Origin of the sequence: Paraburkholderia monticola (genome assembly GCF_001580545.1) — a bacterium.
In the GTDB taxonomy this organism is placed as follows: domain Bacteria; phylum Pseudomonadota; class Gammaproteobacteria; order Burkholderiales; family Burkholderiaceae; genus Paraburkholderia; species Paraburkholderia monticola.
In genome coordinates, this window is record NZ_LRBG01000035.1 from 445,801 (window position 1) to 469,317 (window position 23,517).

A 23,517-nucleotide genomic window follows, 5' to 3' on the forward strand; every position below is an offset into this window, starting at 1 on the left:
GGCGGCGAGTCTGAAAACTCAGCCGCCATGCCCGAACAGCTTCAGCGCGATCGGATACAGCGACACCACGAGCAGCAGCGCCATCGCGATGTTGAACACGCGCAACCGCTTCGGGTTCGACAACACCTCGCGCATCGCGGTGCCGAAACCGGCCCACACGCAGATGCACGGGAAGCCGATCACATAGAACACCGCCGCCATCGCGACGGCGTTCATGCCGAAGCTGCTGCTCAGATGAATCGTCGTCGCGGCGGTCAGCACCATCATCCATGCCTTCGGATTGACCCACTGAAACGCGATCGCCTCATGAAAGCGCATGGGACGGCGCTCGCCGTTCCTGAGCTTCAGCTCGCCCGACGTGCCGATTTTCCACGCCAGATACAGCAGATAGGCGACGCTGACGACTTCGAGCACCGTGTACAGCACGGGAAAGTGCACGAACGCTTCGCCGAGGCCGATACCGACCGACAACATCAACAGCACCACGCCGGCGCTGATGCCGGACAGATGCGGCAGCGTGCGGCGAAAGCCGAAATTGACGCCCGACGCGAGCAGCATCGTGTTGTTCGGACCGGGCGTGATCGAGGTGACGAGCGCGAACAGGATGCCGGCGGGCAGCGCGCTGAGAGTGAGGAAAGACATGGGGGCTCCGGTGTCGCCAACAGAAAACGGTGAAGCTCATTCTAGCGACGGAGGCCGGTACAGTACCTGTACGGTTGTGAGGATGGTGTCCGGTACGGATCGACGAGGTGATCCGCGCCGAACGTTTGCGCTTTATCGTCGCCTCAAAGCGCTTGCGGGTGGTCAAGATGCCTGACCTTTCTCGGCGTAGCTGGCCGACGCGCGTGGATCCTCTCCTTCACGCGAGCAGATCGTAAGATGCGGACGAAATATTTTGTAAGGGTATGCACCAGTGTGTGATTTAGGGTCTTGTCTTTACTCTTCTGCCCTTGTCATACAACCCGCGCCATGACGATTCACGCTGCGCATACCCATACCAGTCTGGAGAGGACTAGATGTCCAGGAATTCGAGCGATCTTGATAAGAATGCGCCCGCAACGGGCGACGCCTTGCGCATTTCCCGCCGTGGATTCATCGGATTGGGAGGCGCCCTCGCGGGCAGCGCACTGCTGCAGGCCTGCGGCGGGGGCAGCGGAGTTTCCGCTGCGGCAGGGACGAGCGGCAATTCCACGCCAGCGACCGGAGGCACATCAGCCGCGGCCGACCCGATCTGGGGCCCCACCGGTTCAGCGACAAACATCATCAACGCGTTGCAGAAAATCACGCAGAGCGCGTTCCCGGCGGTCGATTTCCCGGTTGAGCAGTACGGCGCGCAACCGTGCGCGGTCATCGCCCAGACCAGCCCCTACACGGCCAGTACATCGCCGGTGAGCACCGGTGCCGGGGCGACCAACGCACCCGGATCGTTCGATTCACGTCCCGCTTTCCTCGCGGCAATCGCGGCATGCAGCGCAGCCGGTGGCGGCCGGGTCGTCGTGCCAGCGGGCACGTGGTATTGCGCGGGCCCGATCGTGCTGCAGAGCAACGTCAACTTCCATCTCAGTGCGAACTGCACGATCTATTTCAGCCCGAATCCAGCCGACTATGCGAAGGACGGCCCCGTCAACTGCGGCGCGAACGGCAACCTTTACTACAGCCGCTGGCAGGCCAACGACTGCCTGAACTTCGGCTCGCCCGTCTACGCACGCAATGCGAACAATATCGCGCTGACCGGCGAAGGCCCGACATCGGTGTTGAACGGTCAGGCGATGACGCCGTTCGCCGGCAGCGGCAACACGAGCACCTGCTGGTGGACCTTCAAGGGTTCCAGTGGCGCATACGGTTGCGCTGGGTCGTCCACGCCGTCGCAGGCCTATTCGAACCCCAACAACGTAGATCTGATGGTCGTCGCGCCCACCTTGTCGGCCGCTCTTTACGCGCTGTTGACCAATCCGGCAACGCCGTGGCAGCAAGACCAGAACTACCTCCCGGCGCTCTCCGAGGCGGGCGTACCAGTCGCGCAGCGGATCTTCGGTCTCGGCCACTATCTGCGGCCGTGCATGGTCGAGTTCATCGGTTGCACGAACGTGTTGATGGAAAGCTATCGAACCAACAACACGCCGTTCTGGCAGCATCATCCGACGGACTGCACGAACGTCGTGATCCGCGGCGTGACCGCCGACAGCATCGGACCGAACAACGACGGCTTCGATCCGGACGCCTGCAACACGGTTCTGTGCGACAACGTCACATTCAATACCGGCGACGATTGCATCGCGATCAAGTCGGGCAAGGATCTCGACAACGAGTATGGGCCCGCGCAGAACCACGTGATCCAGAACTGCATGATGAATAGCGGCCACGGCGGCATCACGCTCGGCAGCGAGATGGGTGGCGGCGTGCAGAACATCTACGCGCGCAATCTGACCATGCTCAATCAGTTCTGGGCAACGAATTCGCTGAACATCGCGATCCGTATCAAGACGAATATGAACCGCGGGGGCTACGTCAAGAACTTCTACGTGAATGGCGTCACGCTGCCGCACGGGGTGAGCCTCACGGGCGCAGGCTACGGCAGCAAGATGCTGGCGGGCAGTCCGATCAACAGTACGGTGCCGATCGGCGTGGCCACGGCAACCGCCGCCAACCCGTCCGCGTCTCAAGGCGGCCTGATCACCTTCGACTGTGATTACCAGCCTGCTGCCGACGCCATCCGCACGCGCCCCGCGCTCGTGGACAACGTCAACATCACGAACGTCACGGCCACGAACGTGACCTTGGGCAGTGTAACGGGCTCCTGTTTCCAGGCCATCGTCGCACAGGGTCCCGTTGCGTTCGACTACAACGGTCCCGCACCTGCACCGACCGTACCGGCCATCACCGGTGTCACGATCTCCAACTGTGACTTCGGGACGCCTGCGGCCGCAGGCCCCGCGAGCGCCAGCACGCCGGGCCCGATCTACCTCTACAACGTGCACGACATCACGTTGCAGAACGTGGTCATCGCTGGGCAGACGCTCAATCAGACGCTGTCGGATCCGCGTTAAATACGACGTGCCGTAAAGCGGCGAGGCACCGCCGCGTTACGTGGTAGCGTCGCAGTGAAGTTGGTATTTCCTCCCCACGCGCCGGCCTTTCTGGTCGGCGCCGTCAAACCTGATGGCAACCGGATCGCACGCATGCTGCCCGGTAAATCTCCAGCAACCTTGTTCTCCATCTGCGCGAAGTAGACGAGCGAATGCCGCTCGGCGTCCGGTATGCGGATGTCGCCAGTCTCAGTTCGCTCATCTCCAGTAGTCCGCATTCCAGTGACCCGCCGAGCGAATCCGACAAACGCACCGCGCCGTCGATGATCTGGATCGCGGCGATCCGACACTCGGTGGTTAACATATGTTGCAATTATTTTTTGTGTGGCAACATATGTAGACGAACGGCACAGCAGCGTGCCACCCATCAGGAACCCGCCGCACGATCGGAGATACTCATGAAATTGATGAATTGGTCCACGGCTGCCCTGCTCGTGGCGGCAGCGTCGGCAAGTCCGGGCGCGTTCGCGCAGGACACGACGTCCACCCTCGCGAAAATCCAGCAAAGCGGCGTGATCGCAATCGGCCATCGCGAGACTTCCGTTCCGTTCTCGTACGTCGATACAAACAACCAGGTGGTCGGCTTTTCGCAGGATCTGTGCAACAAGGTCATCGATGCGGTGAAGGTGAAAACGAAGCGTCCGGACCTCAAGGTGCGCTTCATTCCCGTCACGTCGCAGAATCGCATCCCGCTCGTGCAGAACGGCACCGTCGATCTCGAATGCGGCGTGACCACCAATCTTGCGGCGCGTCAGGCTCAGGTGACGTTTGCCGACACGTTCTTCGTCGCGACGACGCGTCTTCTGACGCGCAAGGATTCGGGCATCAAGGACTTCCCAGATCTCGCTGGCAAGACCGTCGTGACGAATCAGGGCACGACTTCCGAGCGGATTCTTCGCAAGATGAACGAAGACAGGAAGATGAATATGCAGATCATCAGCGCGAAGGATTACGGCGAAGGGCGCCTCACGCTCGAAAGCGGCCGTGCCGTCGCGTACATGATGGACGACGTGTTGCTGGCCGGCACCCGCACGCTGACCGCGAAGCCTTCGGACTGGATCATCACGGGCACGCCGCAATCGTCGGAAGCGTATGGCTTCATGATGCGCCGCGACGATCCCGAGTTCAGAAAGCTCGTCGACGACACGCTTGAACAGACGATGAAAGGACCGGAAATTCACACCATGTACGACCGCTGGTTCATCAAGCCGGTGCCGCCGAAGAACATCAGCTTCGACTTTCCGATGAGTGATTCGCTGAAGCAGCTATACGCGCAGCCGAACGACAAGGCGCTTGAATAACCGCTTGTTTCGCGCTCAGGTGCGGAGATTGGTGTTGGTATAGCGGTCCTTGGTTCTTTGCTCTATACCTGGTAGAAGCGGCGCGTTTCAGTTGAGCGCGTCGCCGTGTATCGGGAACGGAGGTGCAAAGTGATGAAGCCGATAGAACCTTCGCGAGACCACCGGGTTTTCTTCAGTGGAATTATTCGCTGCGCGCTCGTGGTGGCCGGCATTTTCATGGCGTCAGCCAACAGTGCCGCGGAGATGCGCGCGATCACGATCGTCTCAGGCACCTATGGCGAGAATTGCGGTGCGCCGCACGGCAATCTGACTCGCGAACTCGCGCGTCATTGCAATGGACGGGAGACGTGCAATTACGCGATGCCCGGCCTGCACAAAGGCGGCACGACGATGGCGTGCGCGAGCAACTTCCACGCCGAATGGCATTGCGACCACGCGGACTTTCACACTGCGGCGCTGAGTCCCGGTGCGAAATCGGGCGATACGCTCGTGCTCGGTTGCGTCGAGTCGCGCGGTGCGGGCAAATAATCTGCCACGCAAACACAAAGGCCGAGTCCCTAACGGGCCTCGGCCTTTTACTTTTCGCGAGCGTTTTTTAGCCGGTTCTACGAACCGGCGCGAAACGCCGCTTGCCTAGCGACGGCCCGATGCGACGGAAGCGCTCCCGCTTATGTTCTTCCTCGAAGTGAGCAAGCGACGGCTTGACCAGATCGCTGCGCGACACGATACCGACGAGGCGCATGCTGTTGCTATCGGCGACTACAGGCAGTCGTTCGAGACCGAGCACCGCGAGCCGTGTCGCTACGAGCCGGCATGTTTCGGATGGCAACGCAAAGGCGGTGTTGTGCTGCGCGAACACGTCGGCGAGCGTCATTGCGCGCTTGCGCTCCGAGTCTTCTGCACAGAAGCGTTCGAGCACCATGCGCTCGGCCACGCCGATCACCGCGCTGTCGTGCACCACCGGATACGCGCGACGCAGCTGGTTAGCGCCGAACAGGCTCTGCAGCGTTGCGCCGACCGTCGTGGCCGCATCGACCGACTCGACCGAGGCGGTCATCACTTCGTCGACATAGTGACGCTCGAGCGGATCGACGCCGTACTCGCGATAGATGTGATAACCCCGGCGCGCGATTTTCTCGGTCATGATCGAGCGCCGCATCACGATCGTGGAGAAGCCGTGCGCGATCAATGTCGCGGTCAGCAGCGGCAGCAGCGCGTTGGCATCGTGCGTGAGGCCGAACGCGAACACGATGGTCGTGAGCGGCGCGCCGAGCGTGGCGCCGAGCGTCGCGGCCATGCAGACGAGCGGCCACAGCGCCGGCTCGCTGCCCGGCAGCCAGTGCGCGAGCACCGTGCCGAGGCCGGCGCCGAGCATCAACAGCGGCGCGAGCACACCACCCGAGGTGCCCGAGCCGAGCGCGATGACCCACATCACCGCCTTCACGGCGAGCAGCAGAAGCGCGACTTGCACCGCGATGTGCTGATGCAGCAGATCGCCGATCACGTCGTAACCGACGCCGAGCGCGCGCGGTTCGAGCCAGCCGCCAATGCCGACGACGATGCCGCCGAGCGCAGGCCACCACATCCAGTGGATCGGCAGTTTGCCGAACAGGTCTTCCACCTTGTAGAGCGCGGCGGACAGGCCTGACGCCAGGGCGCCCGACAACACGCCCGCGACCACGCACGACAGCAGCGACCAGCCATCCGGCACGGCGGTCTGCAGCGGAAACAGCGGACCGGTACCGAAGAAGATCGCGCGGGCGAAGCCGGCGACCGCACAGGCCACCGCGACCGGCAGGAAGCTGCGTGGCCGCCATTCGAACAGCAGCAGTTCGACCGCGAGCAGCACCGCCGCGACCGGCGTGCCGAACACCGCGGTCATGCCGGCCGCGGCGCCAGCCACGAGCAGCGTCTTGCGCTCCGCCGACGTGACCTTCACGCACTGCGCGATCAGCGAGCCGAGCGCGCCGCCGGTCATGATGATCGGTCCTTCCGCGCCGAACGGGCCGCCGCTGCCGATCACGATGCCCGACGACAACGGCTTGAGCACCGCCACTTTCGGCGACATCTTGCTCTTGCCGAACAGGATCGCTTCGATCGCCTCGGGAATACCGTGGCCGCGAATCTTCTCGGAGCCGAAGCGGGCCATCAGGCCGACGATCAAACCGCCGAGCACCGGCACGCCGATCACCCACAGGCCGAGCGTGTTGGTGGCGGGCGAGCGCTCGACGAACGACAGCGTGCCGAAGAAAAACAGATTGGTGAAAAGGCGGATCAGGTTCAGCAGAACGAAAGCGGCAATCGTGCTGACGAAGCCGATGCACGCGGCCAGCGCGAAAATGCCGGGTAGCCGTGCATTCGCCGCGAAGTCGCGTTTGTGGGTATCCATGCTCATGGTTAGTCGAGGTCGATCTGTGGAATCCGGAAGGAGCCTTCGAGCGATCTCAATTCGGCGCGATGCAGTTCCGCGAGCCGCTCGAGTACCCGTTCTCCCGCTGTTTCAATGTGTACTTCAACCTGGCGGCGATCGGTCTCGCTGATCTGGCGGCGCACCAGATTCAGTGCCTCGCAGCGCGATACCAGGGCGACGACGCCGTGATGCTGCGCCTGCAGACGCTCCGCGAGTTCGCCGACGGTGGCCCAGTCGCGCTCCGGATAGCCCTTGATGTGCAGCAACAACAGGTATTGCAGCGGCGTGATGCCCTCGTTTTGCGCGGCCTGCTCGGAGAAGCGCTCGAAACGCCGCATCTGGTAGCGAAACTCCGACAACTGCTCGAAATCGCTCTTGTGGAGCTTGCGAGTCCGTACTTTCATGGGTTATCCGCCGATCTGAAGAAATGCAAAATATATCACGACATGATGTATGTGGGTGAATTGCGGCCCTCGCAACGGCAGCGCGCGCCAGGTCTCCTCGGTCTTTTAGCTGACGTTCAGGCCGCCTCGCGGGCTCGGGTGGCGGTCTGTCGATACAGGCCGGAGATCAGGTCGACCTGCGTGATCATGCCGACCACGCGCCCCGCGTGATCGAGCACCGGTACGTGGTGATGGCCGAAGTTCGCGAACATCGGCACGAGTTCCGTGATCGGCGCGGTTGCGGCGACGGTGCAGACGTCGGTGGTCATCACGCTGCCGACGTTCGGGGTACGAAGCGCATCGCCGCGCAGCCAGCCGTCGAAGTAGTTCAGGATCGGCCCGAGCACGCCAAAGCTTTTCCGGTCGACGAAATCGGCGCGCGTGACGATGCCGAGCAATTTCTGTTTCGAGTCGACGACCGGCAGCGCCTTGACGTTGTGGCGCTTGAACAGCTCCCATGCGGCGGCGGCGCGCGTGCCCGCCGAGACTGACACGACGTGGCGCGACATCACGTCTTCGCAGCGCAATTCGTTGAAGCTGCGCGAAAAAGCCTGAAGCTGCGTTTCGCGCAGCAGCGAATAGAGGTCGTCGGTGTCGATGTCGAGCATTTCGTCGCGGCGTTCGAGCACGGCCTTGACGTCGTCGCGCGTGAAGCCGACGCGGGCGGCTTCGTCAGCGGCCTGGCTCGGCGTCGCGCGGTCCTGACGGCCCGCGTGAGGGTAGCGGTGGCCGGTCGCCGCGTGATAGACGAGCGCCGCGAACAGCAGCGCGGCCGACTGGATCGCGATCGGTTCGAGCACGAAGCGGTAGCCGAGCGCATGAATGACTGGCCCGCCCAGCACCGCGGTCAACGCGACTGCACCCGACGGCGGGTGCACGCAGCGCAGCGCGAACATGCCGCAAATCGACAGCGACACCGCGAGCGCGGCCGCGAGCGTCGGATCGCCGATCAGCATCGCACAGGTCACGCCGATCGTCGCGGACACGAGGTTGCCGCCGATGATCGACCAAGGCTGCGCAAGCGGGCTCGCGGGCACCGCGAACAGCAGCACGGCCGACGCGCCCATCGGCGCGACGAGCAGCGGAATGCTCGCGGTGGAACCGAGCAGCAGAAACATCAGACCACCGGTGAACGCGATGCCGAGCAGCGCGCCGAGGCATGAACGCGCACGCTCGTGCCATTTCACGGTGACCGGTGCGGGGAGAAAGCTGGCAAGCCGGCCGGGAACAGAGGTGCGGGACAAGATAGGAGCGGAAGTAGTCGAAAATGCCGGGCCCGACATTACCGGGGAAACCCTGGCAACGCGAATACAGCCTGGTCATGATTATATTTCAATGTGATATAAAAAACTCCCGACCCGTTTCGCGGCGCTGGAAAACCGTGGTCTATCGCAGACAGTCGGGAGCGCGGATGACGTCGTCCAGCAGGGGCCCGGATCGTCCTGCGCGCGCTCGTTTTATCATGTTGTGATATAAAATGATGGCAGATGGATTGGTAGATAGGGAGCCATTATGATGATCACATTTCAATCGACGGCGTCGCCCGATGTCGTCATGCTCCGGGATCTCGCGCAGTATCTGCTTGGCCTGATCGGTAAGCGGCTCGGCGAACGCGGCGTCATCAGTCACGATGAACTGCCGCGCGCGATCGATCGGCTCGAAACCGCCATCACCGAAGACGCGACTGCGGAAATGACGCTCGAAGCGTTGCACTGCTCGAGCAGCAATCAGCGCGATTCGCCCAACCGGCTGTCGCAGCGAGCGTGGCCGTTTCTCGACATGATGCGCGCGGCACACGCCTCGAACGCGGACATCATCTGGGGGCTGTAGTTCGTCGAAGGAGTCGACGATGAAACCATGTGCTGCGCGGCGACGTTTCGCAATCCTGCTGATTTCGGTTTGCGCCGTTCCGTTTGCCTATGCTTTGCCACCTGCGCAGGAGACCGGCCGATACCCGCCGCCGATGCGCGGCCCGTCGGCCGCAGCGTGCGATGAAGGGGTGCCAGGCAGCGTGATCGGTGTGTATGGCGGCACCGTTGTCGACCAGTTATCCAGCGGAGCCGTGGTGCTCGTGAAATGGCCGAACGGTTCGCCGCACGAAAAATGGAGCGCGCGATCGCACGGCTACCGGTTGCCGGTCGATCACACGACGAACGCTGCTCATGTTTTCTTCCTGTGGCCGGAGTCGTAGCGCGGCGTTCCGGGCCGACGCAACACACGAATCCCCTATCTTCACCCGACCGCGAGGAGCAGCAGTGCAGACCAACGCGTCAAAAGGCGACTTTGCCACCGATACCCGCCTGCTGCGTATCACGACGATTGCCGCCGTGGTCGGCAGGCTCAGCACGTTTGCCGCGGACTTCCTGCTTCACCTGATCCGCTTTTTCACCAACGTGTTCTTCTTTCGGACGTTGTCGATCGCGTGCCGGTCGTCGCCGATGCAACCGGTTATCGGCTGGTCGGCATCGTGTCGCGCCACGATCTCGTCAAACCTTCGCTGTCCATCTTCAACGAGGAACGCGAGCGAGAACGATTCCGCCGTTTTTCGCTATTTCACGGCCGCGATTCCGTTGCCACCGAACCTCGCGAATAGAGCCTTAATCCGGCGTTTCTGTAGGTATTTGCATGCATGAGTGTGCCCGGTATATATCACAAATTGACATATAATCAATTGACGATGTGCGGCGCACGCAACCCAAGGAGGTTCTCATGTCGGGCTTCAGGCGCATTCTTCTCTGCTACGACGGAACACGCGAAGGACAACACGCGTTGAAGGACGGTGCCGCTCTCGCACAGGATCTGACCGCGGAAGTGCACCTGCTCTCCGTGCTCAACAATACGGCCTGGATGCAGGGCGCGGACATCACGTCCGCGGTACCGCTCGACTTCATCAACGAATCCGCCAAAGCGGTGCTCGACGAAGGCTTGCAGAAACTCGCCGCACGCGGCATTCGCGCGACAGGTCACCTCGCAATCGGCGAACCGCTCGATGAGATTCCGTTTTTCGCCAACCATCTGAATGTCGATCTGGTCGTCGTCGGGCATCGTCGCAGTCATGGACTCGCGCGCTGGTGGAGCGGCCGCCATGACGGACTGCTGCTCGATCGCGTCACCTGCAGCGTCCTCGTGACGATGGGCGCGGCGGTCGAAGCGCCGGCCGCGGTCGCGGGCACGGGCGAAACCGCGCAGTCCGCCGAACAATCATGAGCGTTGAGTTGTGATGCGTTGGTGCGGTAGGCGAATCGCCCGGCACGGGCGACCACGTCACGTCGGAGCATTAGAAGTCCGTGCTGACCGACAGCAGGAACGTACGCGGCGCGCCCTGAGTCAGGTACGTCGTCGCACCATAGGCCGACACGGCCGACCAGTAAGCCTTGTTCGTCACGTTTTCCACGGTGGCGCGGAACGTCGTCCTCTTGCCATAGATGGACGTCTCGTAGCGCGCCCCCAGGTCGAAGCGGTTCCACGACGGGATCGACAGCGTGTTGGCCTGGTTCGCTTCCTGCGCGCCGGTGTGGATCCAGCGTGCGTTGACCGCGAGCCCCGGCACCTGCGGAATGTCGTAATCGGCACCCAGGTTGAACAGGAAGGTCGGGACGCCAACCGGACGGTTGCCGTCGAAGGTTCCGCCTTGGGTATTCTCGAGCGTCGCGTTCATCAGCGAAGCGCCGGCGAGCAGACGCAGGCCTTTGAGTGGCTCGCCGTGCACTTCGGCTTCGAGGCCGCGATGGCGTTCGTTGCCGTTCAGGCCATAGATATGCGTGGTCGGGTCGGTGTACGCCGACGGTTGTTCGATCTGGAATGCCGCAAACGACGCGCCGAGTCTTGCCGTGTCGTACTTGACGCCCACTTCCCACTGTTTGGTGCGCATCGGCGCCAGTTGCTGACCGTAGTTGAGCGTGCCGGCCGGCGCGATGCTGCCGGCGGCCAGCGCTTCGCTGCGGTTCGCGAAGATCGAGACGTTCTGCGTCGGCCGCAGCACGAGGCCGAACAGCGGCGTCGTAATGCCGTCGCTGTAGTTGCCGCTGCCGATGCCCGTGTTGTCGTAGTTGGCCGTCGCGATCTGCTGACGTCGCGCGCCGACCGTGAACAGCACGCGGTCGTGCAGGAAGCCGAGCGTGTCGGACGCGGACACGCTGCGGATCACCGTCGTGGCCGTCATGCCCGGATCGGCCAGATTGCCGCCCGATAGCGTCGTCGGCGGGTACGGCGTCTGGACCGTGTTGTAGAGCGAGACGTCGCCCATGTAGGCGTAGGTCCACGCGGAGTTGGTGTTCTCGCTCGTGATGGCGCCGCCCATGGCGACCATGTGCGACACCGGGCCGGTGTCGAAGCGGCCGCGCACGCCGACTTCGGCGGAGGTCGAGTTCTGGTTGTACGGCACGCCGAGACGGGCGCCGGTGACGGCGGTCGACGAATAGGTCGGCGAGTAGTATTCGCCCTGCTCGACCGTGCGACGCACACCGCCGGTCGCATAAGCGGTCCAGCCCGGCAGGAAATCGTATTCGGCCTTCAGGATGCCGACGGTATCTTCGAGGTTCGTGTACGACCAGTTCTGCGAGTAGTTGTAGGTTGCCGGCGGCACGGCGGGAATCGCGTCGGTGAAGTAGACGACCGGGCGGCCGTCGCTGACGTGCTCGCGCTGATACAGGAAGTCGCCGGACAGACGCAGTTTGTCGCCGCGCCAGTCGAGCGCGACCGCGGTGGTGTTGTCGCGGCGGTGTTCGCCGTCGATGCTGGTCTCGCCGTCGCGATTCGCCTGGTTCACGCGAATCCCGAACTGGCCTTCGCTGCCGAAGCGCCGGCCAACGTCGACGTGCGCGCCGAACTCGCCGGAGCCGCTGGTTTCGAGCGTGACGTTGTTCGTGGGTGTGTCCTCGGCCCGCTTCAGTTGCACGTTCACGCCGCCGCCGATCGCCGAACCCGTCGGCGATGCGCCGTTCAGGAACGCGTTCGCGCCCTTGAAGACGTCGACCCGTTCGACCGCCGCGGTCGAGACCAGCTGGCGCGGCGTCACGCCGTACAGACCGTTGATCGAGATGTCGTCGGCATTGAGCTGGAAGCCGCGAATCACGAACACTTCCGAGAAGTTGCCGTAGCCGTACGCAGTGCGCACCGACGGGTCGTTTTCGACCACGTCCGCGAGCGTGCGCGCCTGCTGATCCTTGATCAGCTTGGCCGTGTAAGTGGTCATGCTGAACGGCATGTCGATGTTGCGCTGCTTGCCGAGCACGCCGTAGTCGGCGCCGCGCGCGACCTGGCCGCCCGCGTAAGTCGGCGACAGATCGCCGGGCAGCTCGTCGACGGCGCTCGCCTGCACTTTGACGGTCGGCAGCGTGTTGTCGGCGGCGGGAGCCGGATCGGTGGATTGGGCGAACGCGCCGGCCGGGACACTAAAAGCGACGGCGATGGCGGCGAGGATGGTGGCGCGATGCAGAGTGGCTTGGGCAGGGATGGACTGCGGGCGATTCCAGGGTGAAACGGACATGAATTGGCAAATAGGCGTGGTCGTCGATCTTCCGTCCCGGGGCGCTGATTGGAATCCGGGCGGCATTTTCTTGGTTGCGCGTGCGGCCGCTGTTTCTTATGTAAGCGATCCGGACGCGGAACGAAAGGTTCGGCGGAATTATAGTGCAAATAGGAATCATTCCTATTGTAGAATTGCAACAATTAATAGAACAGATGGCAAAAGCGGGTGTTTTTGATGGTGTCAGACCGTCTGGATGCGCGGAATATGCGGCACCGCAGCCGGGGTACAGCGCTTGCTACCTCGCAAAAGGTTTATCCGCAGGCCGCCCTACATGCCACGAAATCCGACTACCTGCCAGAGATGGAGCGCCCGAGAGGTCCAGCTATTACACGACGTGCCGCGCGTTCTGGTCGTCGACGACAACGAGAACGCGGCCGAAGCGCTCGCCACCTGGCTTTCCTACGAGGGCGTCGAGGCGCGCGCGGCGACCGGCTGCGCGGCGGCGCTGCGCTGCGTGCGCAACTGGGTGCCCGACGTCGTCGTGCTCGACATCATGATGCCGGAGCGCGACGGCTACGAAACCGCGAGCGCGCTGCGCCGCTATCTGCCGACGCACAGCCTGGGCATCGTTGCGTTCACGTCGCTCGATGAAGACCACGTCAGGGAAACCGGCCGCGAGCGCCATAATTTCGATGGCTACTGCCAGAAGGGCACGGCACCGGCCACGCTGCTGGCACTGCTGCGACGGCTGTGGCGCGGCTAGCGTAGCGCGCTCGCGTCGACAAAAAAACGCGGCGGCGTGGAGACTGCTCCACGCCGCCGCGCTCTTTAGCCGGGCTCCTGGCCCGCCGCGCTCGACCGCTCAGCTCTTCTGGGCCACCTGCATCCAGCCGGCTTCGACGCCAATCCGTGCGATCTGTTTCGCGACCGCATCGCCGAGGCGCTTCGCATCGTCCGATACGCTCGCACGCTTCGTTTCAGTTACACCGTGCAAGCCCGCGCCGGCCGCGGCCGCGGTCGCGGCGGTGCCGGCCGCCGCGCCGACCCCGGCGGTTTCGACCATGCCCGGCATCTTGCCGCTGTCCGCGTTGGCCGTGAAGCTCTGTACGACACGCGGCGCGCCGCCCGCGGGCTGGTAGACGATCTGCACCGTGCTGCTCACGTCGCTCTTGCCCGCGCCCAGGCCGATCAGCGTGCGACGACGGCGATTGCCGGCATCGATCGTGTCGAAGCTGCCTTGCACGAGCAGCACGTTCTGGTCGGCGGGCACCGGCGCGTCGGTGCGCACCGCGTGCAGACCCATGGCCTGCAGTTGATGAACGATCTCGTCGGCGACCTGCTCGCGCACCTGGGCGGCGTCGGCAACCTGTTTCTGCTCGTCCGTCGAACCCGACATCTGCGTCTTCAGCTTCTGCAGCATGCCGCCGTGGTCGAGCTTGACCTGCTGCGGATCGGCATCGAACGTGTACACGTAGATCGTGTCCGGATGCACCGTCGATTGCGTGCCGGCGTTGGCGCTCACGGACGGGTTCGTCGCGCTCAGATTCGTGACGGTGGCGCCGGCACAGCCGCTCAGCAGCGCGCTGCCACATACGAGTGCCATGCAGGTGAAACGGGCGGCGTTCTTTTTGATGAAGTTCACTGAAGTCAACATGATGATCCTGTCGTCGGCACGCGGTGCCAGTCTGTTCGAGTCCATCGCCGATGATCGGGCAACCGAGGGATCGTCGATCATCGGCGAACGGATTCGCACGTGAAGCCTTTCGATCTCATGCGTCTGTGTTTCGTCACGCACCGGCAGCGAACGAAGTATGGGAGAGTCGGCCGTCGAACTCCATTCAACAATTATTTCGAGCGATGTCACGGGGAAATGAAGGCGCACAGCGCGGGTGCGCGCGGCGCTATGCGCGACGAAGCGCGACACCAAACAGGGGAAAGCGAGACGAAACAGTGGACGCGAACGTCGGGCAGCCGCTCAATTCAAAGCGAGCTTGACGATGCAGACGAGGACGAATACGAGCAGGGCGGCGGCAATGGCCATGTCCAGCGGATAGCGCATTCGATCACCCTGGGCGAGATGAGGTTACGTGGCGAAGCCCCTATCGTAATCACCTGACGGAAGATGAAAAGTGTCAGTGAAGCGCCAATGTGGGACAGCCCACGAAGTCCCGGAGAGCCGCGCGGGACGGGGCTGCGGGAACGCTTCCAGGGCAGGCGAGGGGCTGCGATCGCTTGCTCCCGCGCAAAAAAAGAGCGCCGCGTGGCGGGGCGCTCCATTCGCAAATCGCGATTGCAAAAACTATTGCGGCTGCGCTGGCGGCTGGCCCGGCGGCATGTCGCGCGGCGCCTTGTTCGCCGCCGCGAGATCCTCGGCGAGACTCGTGCGCAGTGTCGCGATCGCCTGCTCGGGATTGGCGGGCTTCAGTTGCTCGCGTGCCAGCGAGTCGTACACGTAGTGACGCAGCATCGGGTCCTGGGTCTTGTTCAACACGTCGTGGTAGACCGCGACGATTTCGCCCGCATGGCCGTTCAGCGCATACAGACGACGCAACTGCTCCAGGTCGTTGATCACCGCGAACGCGGGGGTCGGGTGGGCCATCATCGGGTCATGCCCGCGCGGGCCTTCGCCGCGCGGGCCGTCGCCGTGCTGAGCGGCGGGCGGGGCCGGCGGCACGCCATCGTCGGCGAGCGCGGCCGTCGTGACGATGCCGAGAACGGCGGCGAGGGCCGCGCTGAAGAATGCTTTTTTCATGATGTCGCTCCCATCGAAAACAGCGCCGGCGCCACGATGGTCCGGCTCCTCGCAACGATAGGCGACAGCCCGATCCGTCGGGTTACGAAAACCATTCAGTAACTTTCCCGGCCTTTCGCGGTACACGTCAGCGCGGGCCTTTCGCGTCAGGGTGAGTCCGCTGGCGCAATGCGGCCGGATAGCGCATGATTGCTGCGATGTGCCGTGCGACCCCAAAACCACCTCGCCGTGGCGGCACGCGCGGCACACGCCGCCGCCGGCATCGGCGTCGCGCCTCACGTGGGCGGCGTAATGGCGACGAGTCTTCAACCGCAAGGAGGATTTCGCATGGACCGACCTGAAGCCGCCAATCCGTTTGGCGATCTCACCAAAATGCTGGAGCAGTTCAAGCTCCCCGGCTTCGACGTGCCCGCCATCATGGAAGCGCGCCGCAAGGACATGGAAGCGCTGGTTCAGGCGAATCAGACCGCTTTCCAGGGGATGCAGTCGCTCGCGCAGAAACAGGCCGACATGCTGCGCGCCACGCTGGGCGAGCTACAGTCGCTGACGACGCAGCTCACGGCGGCCGGCGCCGCGCCGTCGAGCAAAACCGCCGAGCTGATCCAACAGAGCCTGCACAAGTCGCTCGCCGACATGCAGCAACTCGCGCAAGCCGCGTATCAGACGCAAGCGGAGTCGTACGCGGTCATTGCGAAGCGCGTCGAGGAGAACGTGCAGGAGCTGAAGTCGGTGCTTCAGCAGCAGAAGAAGTAACGCACTTCTTCGCACTTCTTCGCACGTTTTCGCACGTCTCGAGCGATCGATAACGCGGAGGGCCGCCCAGGCCCTCCGCGTTTTTTTTGCGCTTCGCGTTTTGCGTCGCAAGACGCATGTGGTCAGAGGAATGTGCCCTGGGTGCGCCCGTATTCAGAAAACGCTTACATCAGCGAAAAAACACGGCCCGCGTTCGCGACTTTTATCGATCGAGCAGGCGATTGCCTCAGTCTTGTCGCACTAAACGTCATACGGAAACGAAATAGGCGTCAAAGCATTGTCCCTAAAAGACTTTGTCCGCGCTGAGCGAACGGAATCGCACGACCGACGAATCCGCAAAGGTTTAAATCGCGCCGCAAACGATTGCCGCTCGCCATTCCACTGACTAAAGTTTCGCCCCGCCCTTCCGTAGACGCATTCACGCAGCCGAACCGGCGTGAAGGCAACCCGCCCTGGCCGGTCAGGTGTGCGCCCCTAGTTTCGCGTTTGTGATCGGCTTCATGCAGGTCGCGGGCGTTTCACCTCGAAGGAAGTCTCTTGAAACCGACGCTTTTCACCCGCATTGCCTGCGCGATGCTCGGGGCAAGCTGCGCGTTGCCGTTCGCCGCGCACGCGACACTCGGCCAGAGCGCCAGCACCGTCGACAGCGATCAGACGCGATTGCACGCGGTGGCGCGCGCGGCCAGCGCACAACGCGCGTATTCGGTGCACGCGCTGACGCTGCCGTCCGGGACCGAGGTGCGCGAGTACGTGGCGGCCAACGGCATCGTGTTCGGTGTCGCATGGGATGGCCCGACGCTGCCCGATCTGAAGGCCATGCTCGGCGCGTCCTTCGACACCTACATCGCCGCCAGCGCGGCGCGGCGCGGCGTGCCGCTCGCCGTGTCGAACAGTGACCTCGTGGTGTTCTCGAGCGGCCATCTGCGCGCTTTCACCGGCTACGCGTATCTGCCGCAGGCGGTGCCCGCGGGCGTCGACGTCAGCGTCATTCAATAACGGAGCGAATCATGCGATCCAGGTCTTCGTGGATGACTCTGCTGGGTGGGGTGCCCATCGTGGTGTTGGCGCTGCTGCTGAGCGCGTGCGGCGGCGGGGGCGGTGGCGGCGGTGCGAGCAGCACCGCCAGTTCGAGCACCTCTAACAGCCCGAACAGTTCGTCGGGTTCGACCGTGACCAACACCTCGCCGTCGCCGCAGGTGCTGGCCGCGAACGCGGTGCGCGTGACGGTCGACTCGGGCATCAGCAACGTGCCGAACATGCCGTTCGTCAGCCTCACGATCTGCGCGCCCGGCACCAGCAACTGCCAGACGATCGATCACGTGCTCGTCGATACCGGCTCGTGGGGCGTGCGCGTGTTCGCGTCGCAACTGCCCGCGTCGGTGAGCCTGCCGCAGCAGCAGGACGGCTCGGGCAACCTCGTCGCCGAATGCATGCAGTTCTTCGATGGCTATACGTGGGGCGCGGTCAAGCTCGCCGATGTGCAGATCGCCGGCGAGAAAGCCGCGTCGCTGCCGATCCAGGTGATCGATCCGGGCTATGCGTCGGTGCCCAGCGATTGCGCGGCCGTCGGCGCAGCGCGCAATACGCCGGGCGCCTTGCAGGCCAACGGCATTCTCGGCATTGGCGTGTTCAAGCACGACTGCGGCGCGAACTGCGTGACGCAGGCGATTCCCGCGACCTACTACGGTTGCAGCGGTTCGAGCTGCGCGTCGATCCCGCTTGCGGAGACCTATCAGGTCGCCAATCCGGTGCCGTACTTCGCGACCGACAACAACGGCTCGATGCTGAGCCTGCCGACCGTGTCGGGCGGCGCGCCATCGGTGTCGGGGCAACTCGTCTTCGGCATCGGCACGCAAAGCAACAATGCGCTCGGCGGGGCGCAGGTGATCGGCGTGAGTCCGTCGAACGGCACGTTCACGACGGTGCAGAACGGCGCCACCTACACGCGCAGCATCATCGACAGCGGCTCGACCGGACTGTTCTTTCAGACCAGCGCGATGCCGGCCTGCGCGAGCCCGAACGGCGCGTATTACTGCCCGACCTCGACGCAGCAGTTGAGCGCGATGATCGAAGGCGTGAACGGCACGACGAGCGCGGTGACGTTCAACGTCGGCAACGCGGTGTCGATCGCGCAGACCTATAGCGGGGACTCGGCCTTGCCGGGGCTCGCGGGACCGGCATTCGTCACGTCGACGGTGTTCGACTGGGGGCTGCCGTTCTTCTACGGCCGCAACGTGTACGCGGCGATCGAGCAGAAATCGACGCCGGGCGGCACGGGACCTTATGTGGCGTACTGAGGTGGCGTAGCCAGCTGCGCGCGGCACGATGATAGGTGTAATGAAAGCCCGCTGCGGCCCGGTCCGGCAGCGGGCTTTTTCATGCGCCGATGGACTCGCGCTCGCCATGCTTGTCGCGCTTGTCGCCCGCCGCCGCGATCACGCGATGCACGAAGCGCAGCTTGTCGACGACCGGCGCGGCGAGCGTGAACGGATAGCCGTCGGGCATGCCGAGACTGCGGTTCAGGCTGTTCAGCGCATAGGTGAGCGGAAACCAGCGCTTCATCAGATTGCCGAAGCTCGCATCCTCGACCGGCGTGCGGTCGGTCAGTGTCGGCTCGCTCGGATCGTCGGGCAGCAGGGCGAGTCCGTAGGTCGTCGACGTATCGAGCACGTCGACGATCAGCAGATAGTGCGCCCAGGTCTCCGCCCAGTCTTCCCACGGATGCATCGTCGCGTAAGCGCTGATGTAGGAGGCCTGCCAGTCGGCCGGCGCGCCGTTGCGATAGTAGGCGGCGAGCGCTTCGCCGTAGTCGGCCCGCTCGTCGCCGAACAGCTTGCGAAAAGGTTCGAGCCGGCGCGGCTCGTTTTCGATCAACTGGCTGAAGAAGTAGTGGCCCGTCTCGTGGCGGAAGTGGCCGAGCAGCGTGCGGTACGGCTCACCCATCGCGGTGCGCACTTTCTCGCGATGCGCGTCGTCGGCCTCGGCGATGTTCAGCGTGATCAGCCCATTGTCGTGGCCGGTCATCACTTGCTCGCCGTCGCCGCCGTCGGCCAGAAATTCGAAGGCGAGGCCGCGCTCGGGGTCCGCATCGAGCGATTGCGCGTCGAGGCCGAGCTCGGCCAGCGTGTACAGCAGACGCCGCTTGGCGACTTCGAGCCGATACCAGTAGAGCCGGTTGTCCGGTTCGCTCAGATTCGGAATCGTGCGGGTCAGCCGGCAGGCCTGACACAAGGTTTCGGGTGAATCGGCGGGAATCATCCAGTTGCAGATATTTTCGACCGCGTAGTTGTGGCATTGGCGGAACAGCGCGCCGTTCGCCTGGGGATGCAGGCTCCGCCAGCGGCCGTCGCCGGCATCTTCGAACGCGCTGATTTCTCGCAGTTCCGGCAGAAATCCGAGCAGCGACTCGCAGCGCTCGCAGCGGACGTTCTCGTAGAACACGAGTTGCTCGCAGCGGTTGCAGTGGAAGGTTTTCATCGGGCGGGCCTCGTGAGGAATGCGATGTCGTTGGCGAAAGCGGATCGCAATCTTCATGCCGCGATTGCCAGACGTCACCGCTTTAACGCACAGTATTGTCATGATCGTGCATCGGCGCTGCGCCGCTTTGGTGCACGGTCCGAGGCGAACCCTCGGCTAGGCAAAAGATACGCAACGCACACGCAATTCAGGCAATACCAGGCGGTTCACACGAGTTTGTCCAGTCACGGCATAGAGCTTGCTTTTTTGGCGGGCTGCCCCTTTCGTCGAGGAGTCCGGAGTGTCCATACGCGTCGCGTTGCATCACGTTACTCATTACCGCTACGACAGGCTCGTCACGCTGTCGCCTCAGGTCGTGCGGCTACGGCCCGCGCCGCACTGTCGTACGCCGATCCTGTCGTACTCGATGCGTGTCGAGCCCGCGAGGCACTTTATCAACTGGCAGCAGGACGCGTTCGCCAACTACCAGGCGCGGCTCGTGTTTCCCGAGCAGACGCGCGAGTTCAAGGTGACCGTCGATCTGGTCGCCGAAATGGCCGTCTACAACCCGTTCGATTTCTTCCTCGAACCGTCGGCCGAGCAGTTTCCGTTCGACTACGCGCCGGAGCTCGCGGCCGAACTCGCGCCGTACTGCGTGAAACGGCCGATGACACCGCGCTTCGCGGCGTTCGTCGCGAGCATCGACCGCACGCCGGCCGGTACCGCGAACTTTCTCGTCGCGCTGAACCAGCGGCTGCAACACGAGATCCGCTACCTGATCCGGATGGAGCCGGGCGTGCAGACGCCCGAGGAAACCTTGACCAACGCGTCGGGCTCGTGTCGCGATTCGGGCTGGCTGCTCGTCGAGACGCTCAGGCAACTCGGCTTCGCGGCGCGCTTCGTGTCGGGCTATCTGCTGCAGCTCGCGCCCGACCTCAGATCGATCGACGGCCCGAGCGGCACCGAGGTCGACTTCACCGACCTGCACGCGTGGTGCGAAGTCTATCTGCCCGGCGCGGGCTGGATCGGGCTCGATCCGACCTCGGGGCTGCTCGCGGGCGAAGGGCATATTCCGGTCGCCTGCACCCCGGAGCCCGGCAGCGCGGCGCCGATCTCGGGCGCGGTCGACGAATGCGAGGTCGAGTTCGAACATGCGATGTCGATCGCTCGTGTGCTGGAGTCGCCGCGCGTCACGAAGCCGTACAGCGAAGCCGCGTGGCACGACGTGCTGAAGATGGGTGAGCGGGTCGATTACGAACTCGCCGACATGGATGTGCGACTGACGATGGGCGGCGAGCCGACCTTCGTCTCGGTGCGCGATCGCGACGCCGCCGAATGGAACACCGACGCGCTGGGGCCCACCAAGCGCGGCTATGCGGTCGCCCTGATGGACCGGCTGCGCGAACGCTACGGCGCGAACGGCTTTCTGCATATTGGCCAGGGCAAGTGGTATCCGGGCGAGCAGTTGCCGCGCTGGGCGATGTCGTTGTACTGGCGCGCCGACGGCGAGCCGTGCTGGCACAACCCGGCGCTGTTTGCCGACGAACGGGAGCCTGGCCGCTACACGGCCGGCGACGCGCAACGCTTCATCGCGCATCTGGCCGCGAAGCTGTCGCTCGACGCGGATTGCATCCAGCCCGGCTACGAAGACACCTGGTACTACCTGTGGCGCGAGCGTCGCCTGCCAGTCAACGTCGATGCGTTCGACGCGCGCCTCGACGACGAACTCGAACGCGTGCGGCTGCGGCGCGTGTTCGACGCGGGGCTCGCGAGTCCGTCCGGCTACGTGCTGCCGATCGGCCGCGAGCGCGACGTGCCAGGCACCGCGCCGACATGGGTCACGGGCCGCTGGTTCTTCCGCGACGAACGCATGTATCTGATTCCCGGCGACTCGCCGATGGGCTACCGGTTGCCGCTCGATGCGCTGCCGTGGGTGTCGAAGACCGACTATCCGTATCAGCACGCGCACGATCCGTTCGCGCCGCCGCAGCCGCTGCGCACGGCCGCGCAGTTGCGCGTGCAGTACGACGTCGGGTACGAAGGTCGGCAGATCGCCGACGAAGAGATCCGCACACGGCAGGCGGCCGCGCTGTCGCTGTCGGCCGCCGATGTGCTGAGCGGCATGCCGCACGGCGGCGCGCTCGCCTATGCGCCGCAGCGCCACGACGAGTCGCCGCCCGCGCGCGGGCAGTCGTCGAAGGACACGCTGCGCACCGCGGTGTGCGTCGAGGCGCGCGACCCGAAACGCGCGGCCGGTCCGAAAGCCGAAGCCGATTCGTTCGGCAGCGGCCGCACCTTGCTGCACGTGTTCATGCCACCGCTGACCGAACTCGACGACTATCTCGACCTGCTCGCCGCGGTCGAGGCCACTGCCTCCGAGCTGCAGATGCAGATCGTGCTCGAAGGCTATCCGCCGCCGCGCGATGCGCGCCTGAAAGTGCTGCAGGTGACGCCCGACCCCGGCGTGATCGAGGTCAACATTCATCCGGCCGCGAACTGGGACGAACTCGTCGATCACACCGAGTATCTGTATCACTCGGCCTCGCACAGCTATCTGAGCAGCGAGAAGTTCATGCTCGACGGACGCCACACCGGCACCGGCGGCGGCAATCACTTCGTGCTCGGCGGCGCGACGCCGCCCGACAGCCCGTTCCTGCGCCGGCCCGATCTGCTGGCGAGCCTGATCGCGTACTGGCACAACCATCCATCGCTGTCGTATCTGTTCTCGGGCTTGTTCATCGGGCCGACGAGCCAGGCGCCGCGCGTCGACGAAGCGCGCAATGATCAGGTCTATGAACTCGAACTCGCGTTCGCCGAACTGCAACGGCAGGTCGATCTGCTCGGCGGCCGCGATAGCGGCAACCTGCCGCCGTGGATGATCGACCGCGCGCTGCGCAATATCCTGATCGACGTGACCGGCAACACGCACCGCGCCGAGTTCTGCATCGACAAGCTCTATTCGCCCGACGGCCCGACCGGCCGTCTCGGCCTGCTGGAGCTGCGCGGCTTCGAAATGCCGCCGCACGCGCGCATGAGTCTCGTGCAGCAACTGCTGCTGCGCGCTCTCGTTGCGCGATTCTGGCGCACGCCGTACACACAGCGCCTCACGCGCTGGGGCACCGAACTGCACGACCGGTTCCTGCTCGGCACCTTCGTGAAGATGGATTTCGACGACGTGCTCGCCGAGCTGGGCGAAGCCGGTTTCGCGTTCGACAGCGCATGGTTCGCGCCGCACTTCGAATTCCGCTTTCCGCTCGTCGGCGAGATGTCGCTGAGCGGCATCGACCTGACGATCCGCAACGCGCTCGAACCGTGGCACGTCATGGGCGAGGAGGGCTCCCCCGGCGGCACGGTGCGCTATGTCGATTCATCGGTCGAGCGGCTGGAGGTGCGCGCGCTGGGCCTGAACGGCAATCGTCACGTGCTGAGCGTCAACGGCGTGCCGGTGCCGTTGCAGCCCACCGGCCGCGTCAGCGAGTACGTGGCGGGCGTGCGCTTTCGCGCGTGGGCGCAACCGTCGGCGCTGCATCCGACCATCGGTGTGCATGCGCCGCTCACGTTCGATCTCGTCGACACCTGGAGCGGCCGCTCGTTAGGCGGATGCCAGTATCATGTCGCTCATCCGGGCGGGCGCAACTACCAGACCTTCCCGGTCAACGCCTACGAGGCGGAAAGCCGGCGGCGCGCGCGTTTCTTCGCGTCGGGTCATACGCCGGGGCCGCTCGCAGTGGGCGCGCCGCAGCGCAGCCTCGAGTTTCCGTTCACGCTCGATCTGCGCCACAGTTGAAAAACATGCATCACTGACATCACACGATCTTGGCCTTTCAATCGACTTTGCCCTTCGAA

The 23,517-nt window shown here is 64.2% G+C and carries 21 protein-coding genes and 1 pseudogene; 14 read left to right on the forward strand and 8 right to left on the reverse strand.

All coding sequences use genetic code 11. From position 1 onward, the window contains the following. Positions 1 to 18: 18 nt before the first annotated feature. The gene (locus tag CI15_RS22840) at positions 19 to 642 is read right to left on the reverse strand and encodes a LysE family translocator (protein ID WP_062131453.1); all 624 of its coding nucleotides are present in this window, start codon (positions 640 to 642) and stop codon (positions 19 to 21) included. Positions 643 to 1,016: 374 nt separating this feature from the next. Here CI15_RS22840 and CI15_RS22845 point away from each other — a divergent pair, with 374 nt between their 5' ends. From CI15_RS22845 to CI15_RS22855, 3 genes are all read left to right on the forward strand, one after another. After that, positions 1,017 to 3,047 carry a glycoside hydrolase family 28 protein gene (locus CI15_RS22845; RefSeq protein ID WP_062131456.1) on the forward strand — a complete coding sequence of 677 codons (2,031 nt, stop codon included), beginning with the start codon at positions 1,017 to 1,019 and terminating at the stop codon, positions 3,045 to 3,047. A gap of 437 nt (positions 3,048 to 3,484) precedes the next feature. Next, positions 3,485 to 4,387 carry a glutamate/aspartate ABC transporter substrate-binding protein gene (locus tag CI15_RS22850; protein WP_062131459.1) on the forward strand — a complete coding sequence of 301 codons (903 nt, stop codon included), beginning with the start codon at positions 3,485 to 3,487 and terminating at the stop codon, positions 4,385 to 4,387. A gap of 216 nt (positions 4,388 to 4,603) precedes the next feature. Beyond that, a complete protein-coding gene (locus tag CI15_RS22855; RefSeq protein ID WP_241495894.1) occupies positions 4,604 to 4,915 on the forward strand; it encodes a hypothetical protein in 312 nt (103 codons plus the stop codon). A 67-nt stretch (positions 4,916 to 4,982) separates the two neighbouring features. Here the strand turns inward: CI15_RS22855 and CI15_RS22860 are convergent, their stop codons facing one another. The 3 genes from CI15_RS22860 to CI15_RS22870 form a co-directional block, all read right to left on the reverse strand. After that, positions 4,983 to 6,782: a chloride channel protein gene (locus tag CI15_RS22860; protein ID WP_062131465.1), complete on the reverse strand. Its 1,800-nt coding sequence runs from the start codon at positions 6,780 to 6,782 to the stop codon at positions 4,983 to 4,985. Between the two features lie 2 nt (positions 6,783 to 6,784). After that, positions 6,785 to 7,201: a MarR family winged helix-turn-helix transcriptional regulator gene (locus CI15_RS22865; protein WP_062131468.1), complete on the reverse strand. Its 417-nt coding sequence runs from the start codon at positions 7,199 to 7,201 to the stop codon at positions 6,785 to 6,787. A 116-nt stretch (positions 7,202 to 7,317) separates the two neighbouring features. Continuing rightward, on the reverse strand, positions 7,318 to 8,484 hold the full coding sequence (locus CI15_RS22870; RefSeq protein WP_174543252.1) for an HPP family protein: 1,167 nt from the start codon (positions 8,482 to 8,484) through the stop codon (positions 7,318 to 7,320). Between the two features lie 268 nt (positions 8,485 to 8,752). On the opposite strand from CI15_RS22870, the gene CI15_RS22875 reads away from it, so the two are divergent. The 4 genes and pseudogenes from CI15_RS22875 (at position 8,753) to CI15_RS22885 (ending at position 10,447) form a co-directional block, all read left to right on the forward strand. Further along, the gene (locus CI15_RS22875) at positions 8,753 to 9,070 is read left to right on the forward strand and encodes a DUF1840 domain-containing protein (RefSeq protein ID WP_062131474.1); all 318 of its coding nucleotides are present in this window, start codon (positions 8,753 to 8,755) and stop codon (positions 9,068 to 9,070) included. 19 nt (positions 9,071 to 9,089) lie between these two features. Beyond that, positions 9,090 to 9,431: a hypothetical protein gene (locus CI15_RS22880; RefSeq protein WP_062131477.1), complete on the forward strand. Its 342-nt coding sequence runs from the start codon at positions 9,090 to 9,092 to the stop codon at positions 9,429 to 9,431. A 222-nt stretch (positions 9,432 to 9,653) separates the two neighbouring features. Next, positions 9,654 to 9,833 (forward strand): annotated as a pseudogene (locus CI15_RS37770) (CBS domain-containing protein); the annotation flags it as partial. A gap of 116 nt (positions 9,834 to 9,949) precedes the next feature. Continuing rightward, on the forward strand, positions 9,950 to 10,447 hold the full coding sequence (locus CI15_RS22885) for a universal stress protein (RefSeq protein ID WP_062131480.1): 498 nt from the start codon (positions 9,950 to 9,952) through the stop codon (positions 10,445 to 10,447). 70 nt (positions 10,448 to 10,517) lie between these two features. Here the strand turns inward: CI15_RS22885 and CI15_RS22890 are convergent, their stop codons facing one another. After that, a complete protein-coding gene (locus tag CI15_RS22890) occupies positions 10,518 to 12,728 on the reverse strand; it encodes a TonB-dependent receptor (RefSeq protein ID WP_062131483.1) in 2,211 nt (736 codons plus the stop codon). A 313-nt stretch (positions 12,729 to 13,041) separates the two neighbouring features. Here CI15_RS22890 and CI15_RS22895 point away from each other — a divergent pair, with 313 nt between their 5' ends. Next, positions 13,042 to 13,473 (forward strand): response regulator, encoded by a 432-nt coding sequence (locus CI15_RS22895; protein WP_062131486.1) that lies wholly within the window; start codon positions 13,042 to 13,044, stop codon positions 13,471 to 13,473. 99 nt (positions 13,474 to 13,572) lie between these two features. Here CI15_RS22895 and CI15_RS22900 read toward each other — a convergent pair whose 3' ends face one another. Further along, positions 13,573 to 14,313 carry a DUF4410 domain-containing protein gene (locus CI15_RS22900; RefSeq protein WP_241495895.1) on the reverse strand — a complete coding sequence of 247 codons (741 nt, stop codon included), beginning with the start codon at positions 14,311 to 14,313 and terminating at the stop codon, positions 13,573 to 13,575. Here CI15_RS22900 and CI15_RS37775 point away from each other — a divergent pair. Together CI15_RS37775 and CI15_RS36645 are read left to right on the forward strand one after the other, a co-directional pair. Beyond that, entirely contained in the window at positions 14,222 to 14,467 is a 246-nt protein-coding gene (locus CI15_RS37775) for a hypothetical protein (RefSeq protein ID WP_241495898.1), read from the forward strand. The two genes, CI15_RS22900 and CI15_RS37775, sit on opposite strands and share 92 nt — an antisense overlap. Next, positions 14,464 to 14,826: a hypothetical protein gene (locus tag CI15_RS36645; protein ID WP_153041165.1), complete on the forward strand. Its 363-nt coding sequence runs from the start codon at positions 14,464 to 14,466 to the stop codon at positions 14,824 to 14,826. Before CI15_RS37775 ends, CI15_RS36645 begins: the two co-directional genes overlap by 4 nt. 183 nt (positions 14,827 to 15,009) lie before the next feature. On the opposite strand, the gene CI15_RS22910 is transcribed toward CI15_RS36645, so the two are convergent. Beyond that, positions 15,010 to 15,462: a hypothetical protein gene (locus CI15_RS22910; RefSeq protein WP_062131493.1), complete on the reverse strand. Its 453-nt coding sequence runs from the start codon at positions 15,460 to 15,462 to the stop codon at positions 15,010 to 15,012. A gap of 327 nt (positions 15,463 to 15,789) precedes the next feature. Here CI15_RS22910 and phaP point away from each other — a divergent pair, with 327 nt between their 5' ends. The 3 genes from phaP to CI15_RS22925 all read left to right on the forward strand — a co-directional run bounded on the left by phaP (position 15,790) and on the right by CI15_RS22925 (position 18,512). Next, positions 15,790 to 16,215 (forward strand): phasin family protein, encoded by a 426-nt coding sequence (gene phaP, locus CI15_RS22915; RefSeq protein ID WP_062131496.1) that lies wholly within the window; start codon positions 15,790 to 15,792, stop codon positions 16,213 to 16,215. A 573-nt stretch (positions 16,216 to 16,788) separates the two neighbouring features. Further along, a complete protein-coding gene (locus CI15_RS22920) occupies positions 16,789 to 17,211 on the forward strand; it encodes a DUF2844 domain-containing protein (protein ID WP_174543259.1) in 423 nt (140 codons plus the stop codon). Positions 17,212 to 17,222: 11 nt separating this feature from the next. Continuing rightward, positions 17,223 to 18,512 carry a DUF3443 domain-containing protein gene (locus CI15_RS22925; protein ID WP_062131505.1) on the forward strand — a complete coding sequence of 430 codons (1,290 nt, stop codon included), beginning with the start codon at positions 17,223 to 17,225 and terminating at the stop codon, positions 18,510 to 18,512. A gap of 79 nt (positions 18,513 to 18,591) precedes the next feature. Here CI15_RS22925 and CI15_RS22930 read toward each other — a convergent pair whose 3' ends face one another. After that, a complete protein-coding gene (locus CI15_RS22930; protein ID WP_062131507.1) occupies positions 18,592 to 19,692 on the reverse strand; it encodes a zinc-binding metallopeptidase family protein in 1,101 nt (366 codons plus the stop codon). Between the two features lie 280 nt (positions 19,693 to 19,972). Here CI15_RS22930 and CI15_RS22935 point away from each other — a divergent pair, with 280 nt between their 5' ends. Next, on the forward strand, positions 19,973 to 23,458 hold the full coding sequence (locus CI15_RS22935; protein WP_062131510.1) for a transglutaminase family protein: 3,486 nt from the start codon (positions 19,973 to 19,975) through the stop codon (positions 23,456 to 23,458). The last annotated feature ends 59 nt before the right edge of the window (positions 23,459 to 23,517 follow it).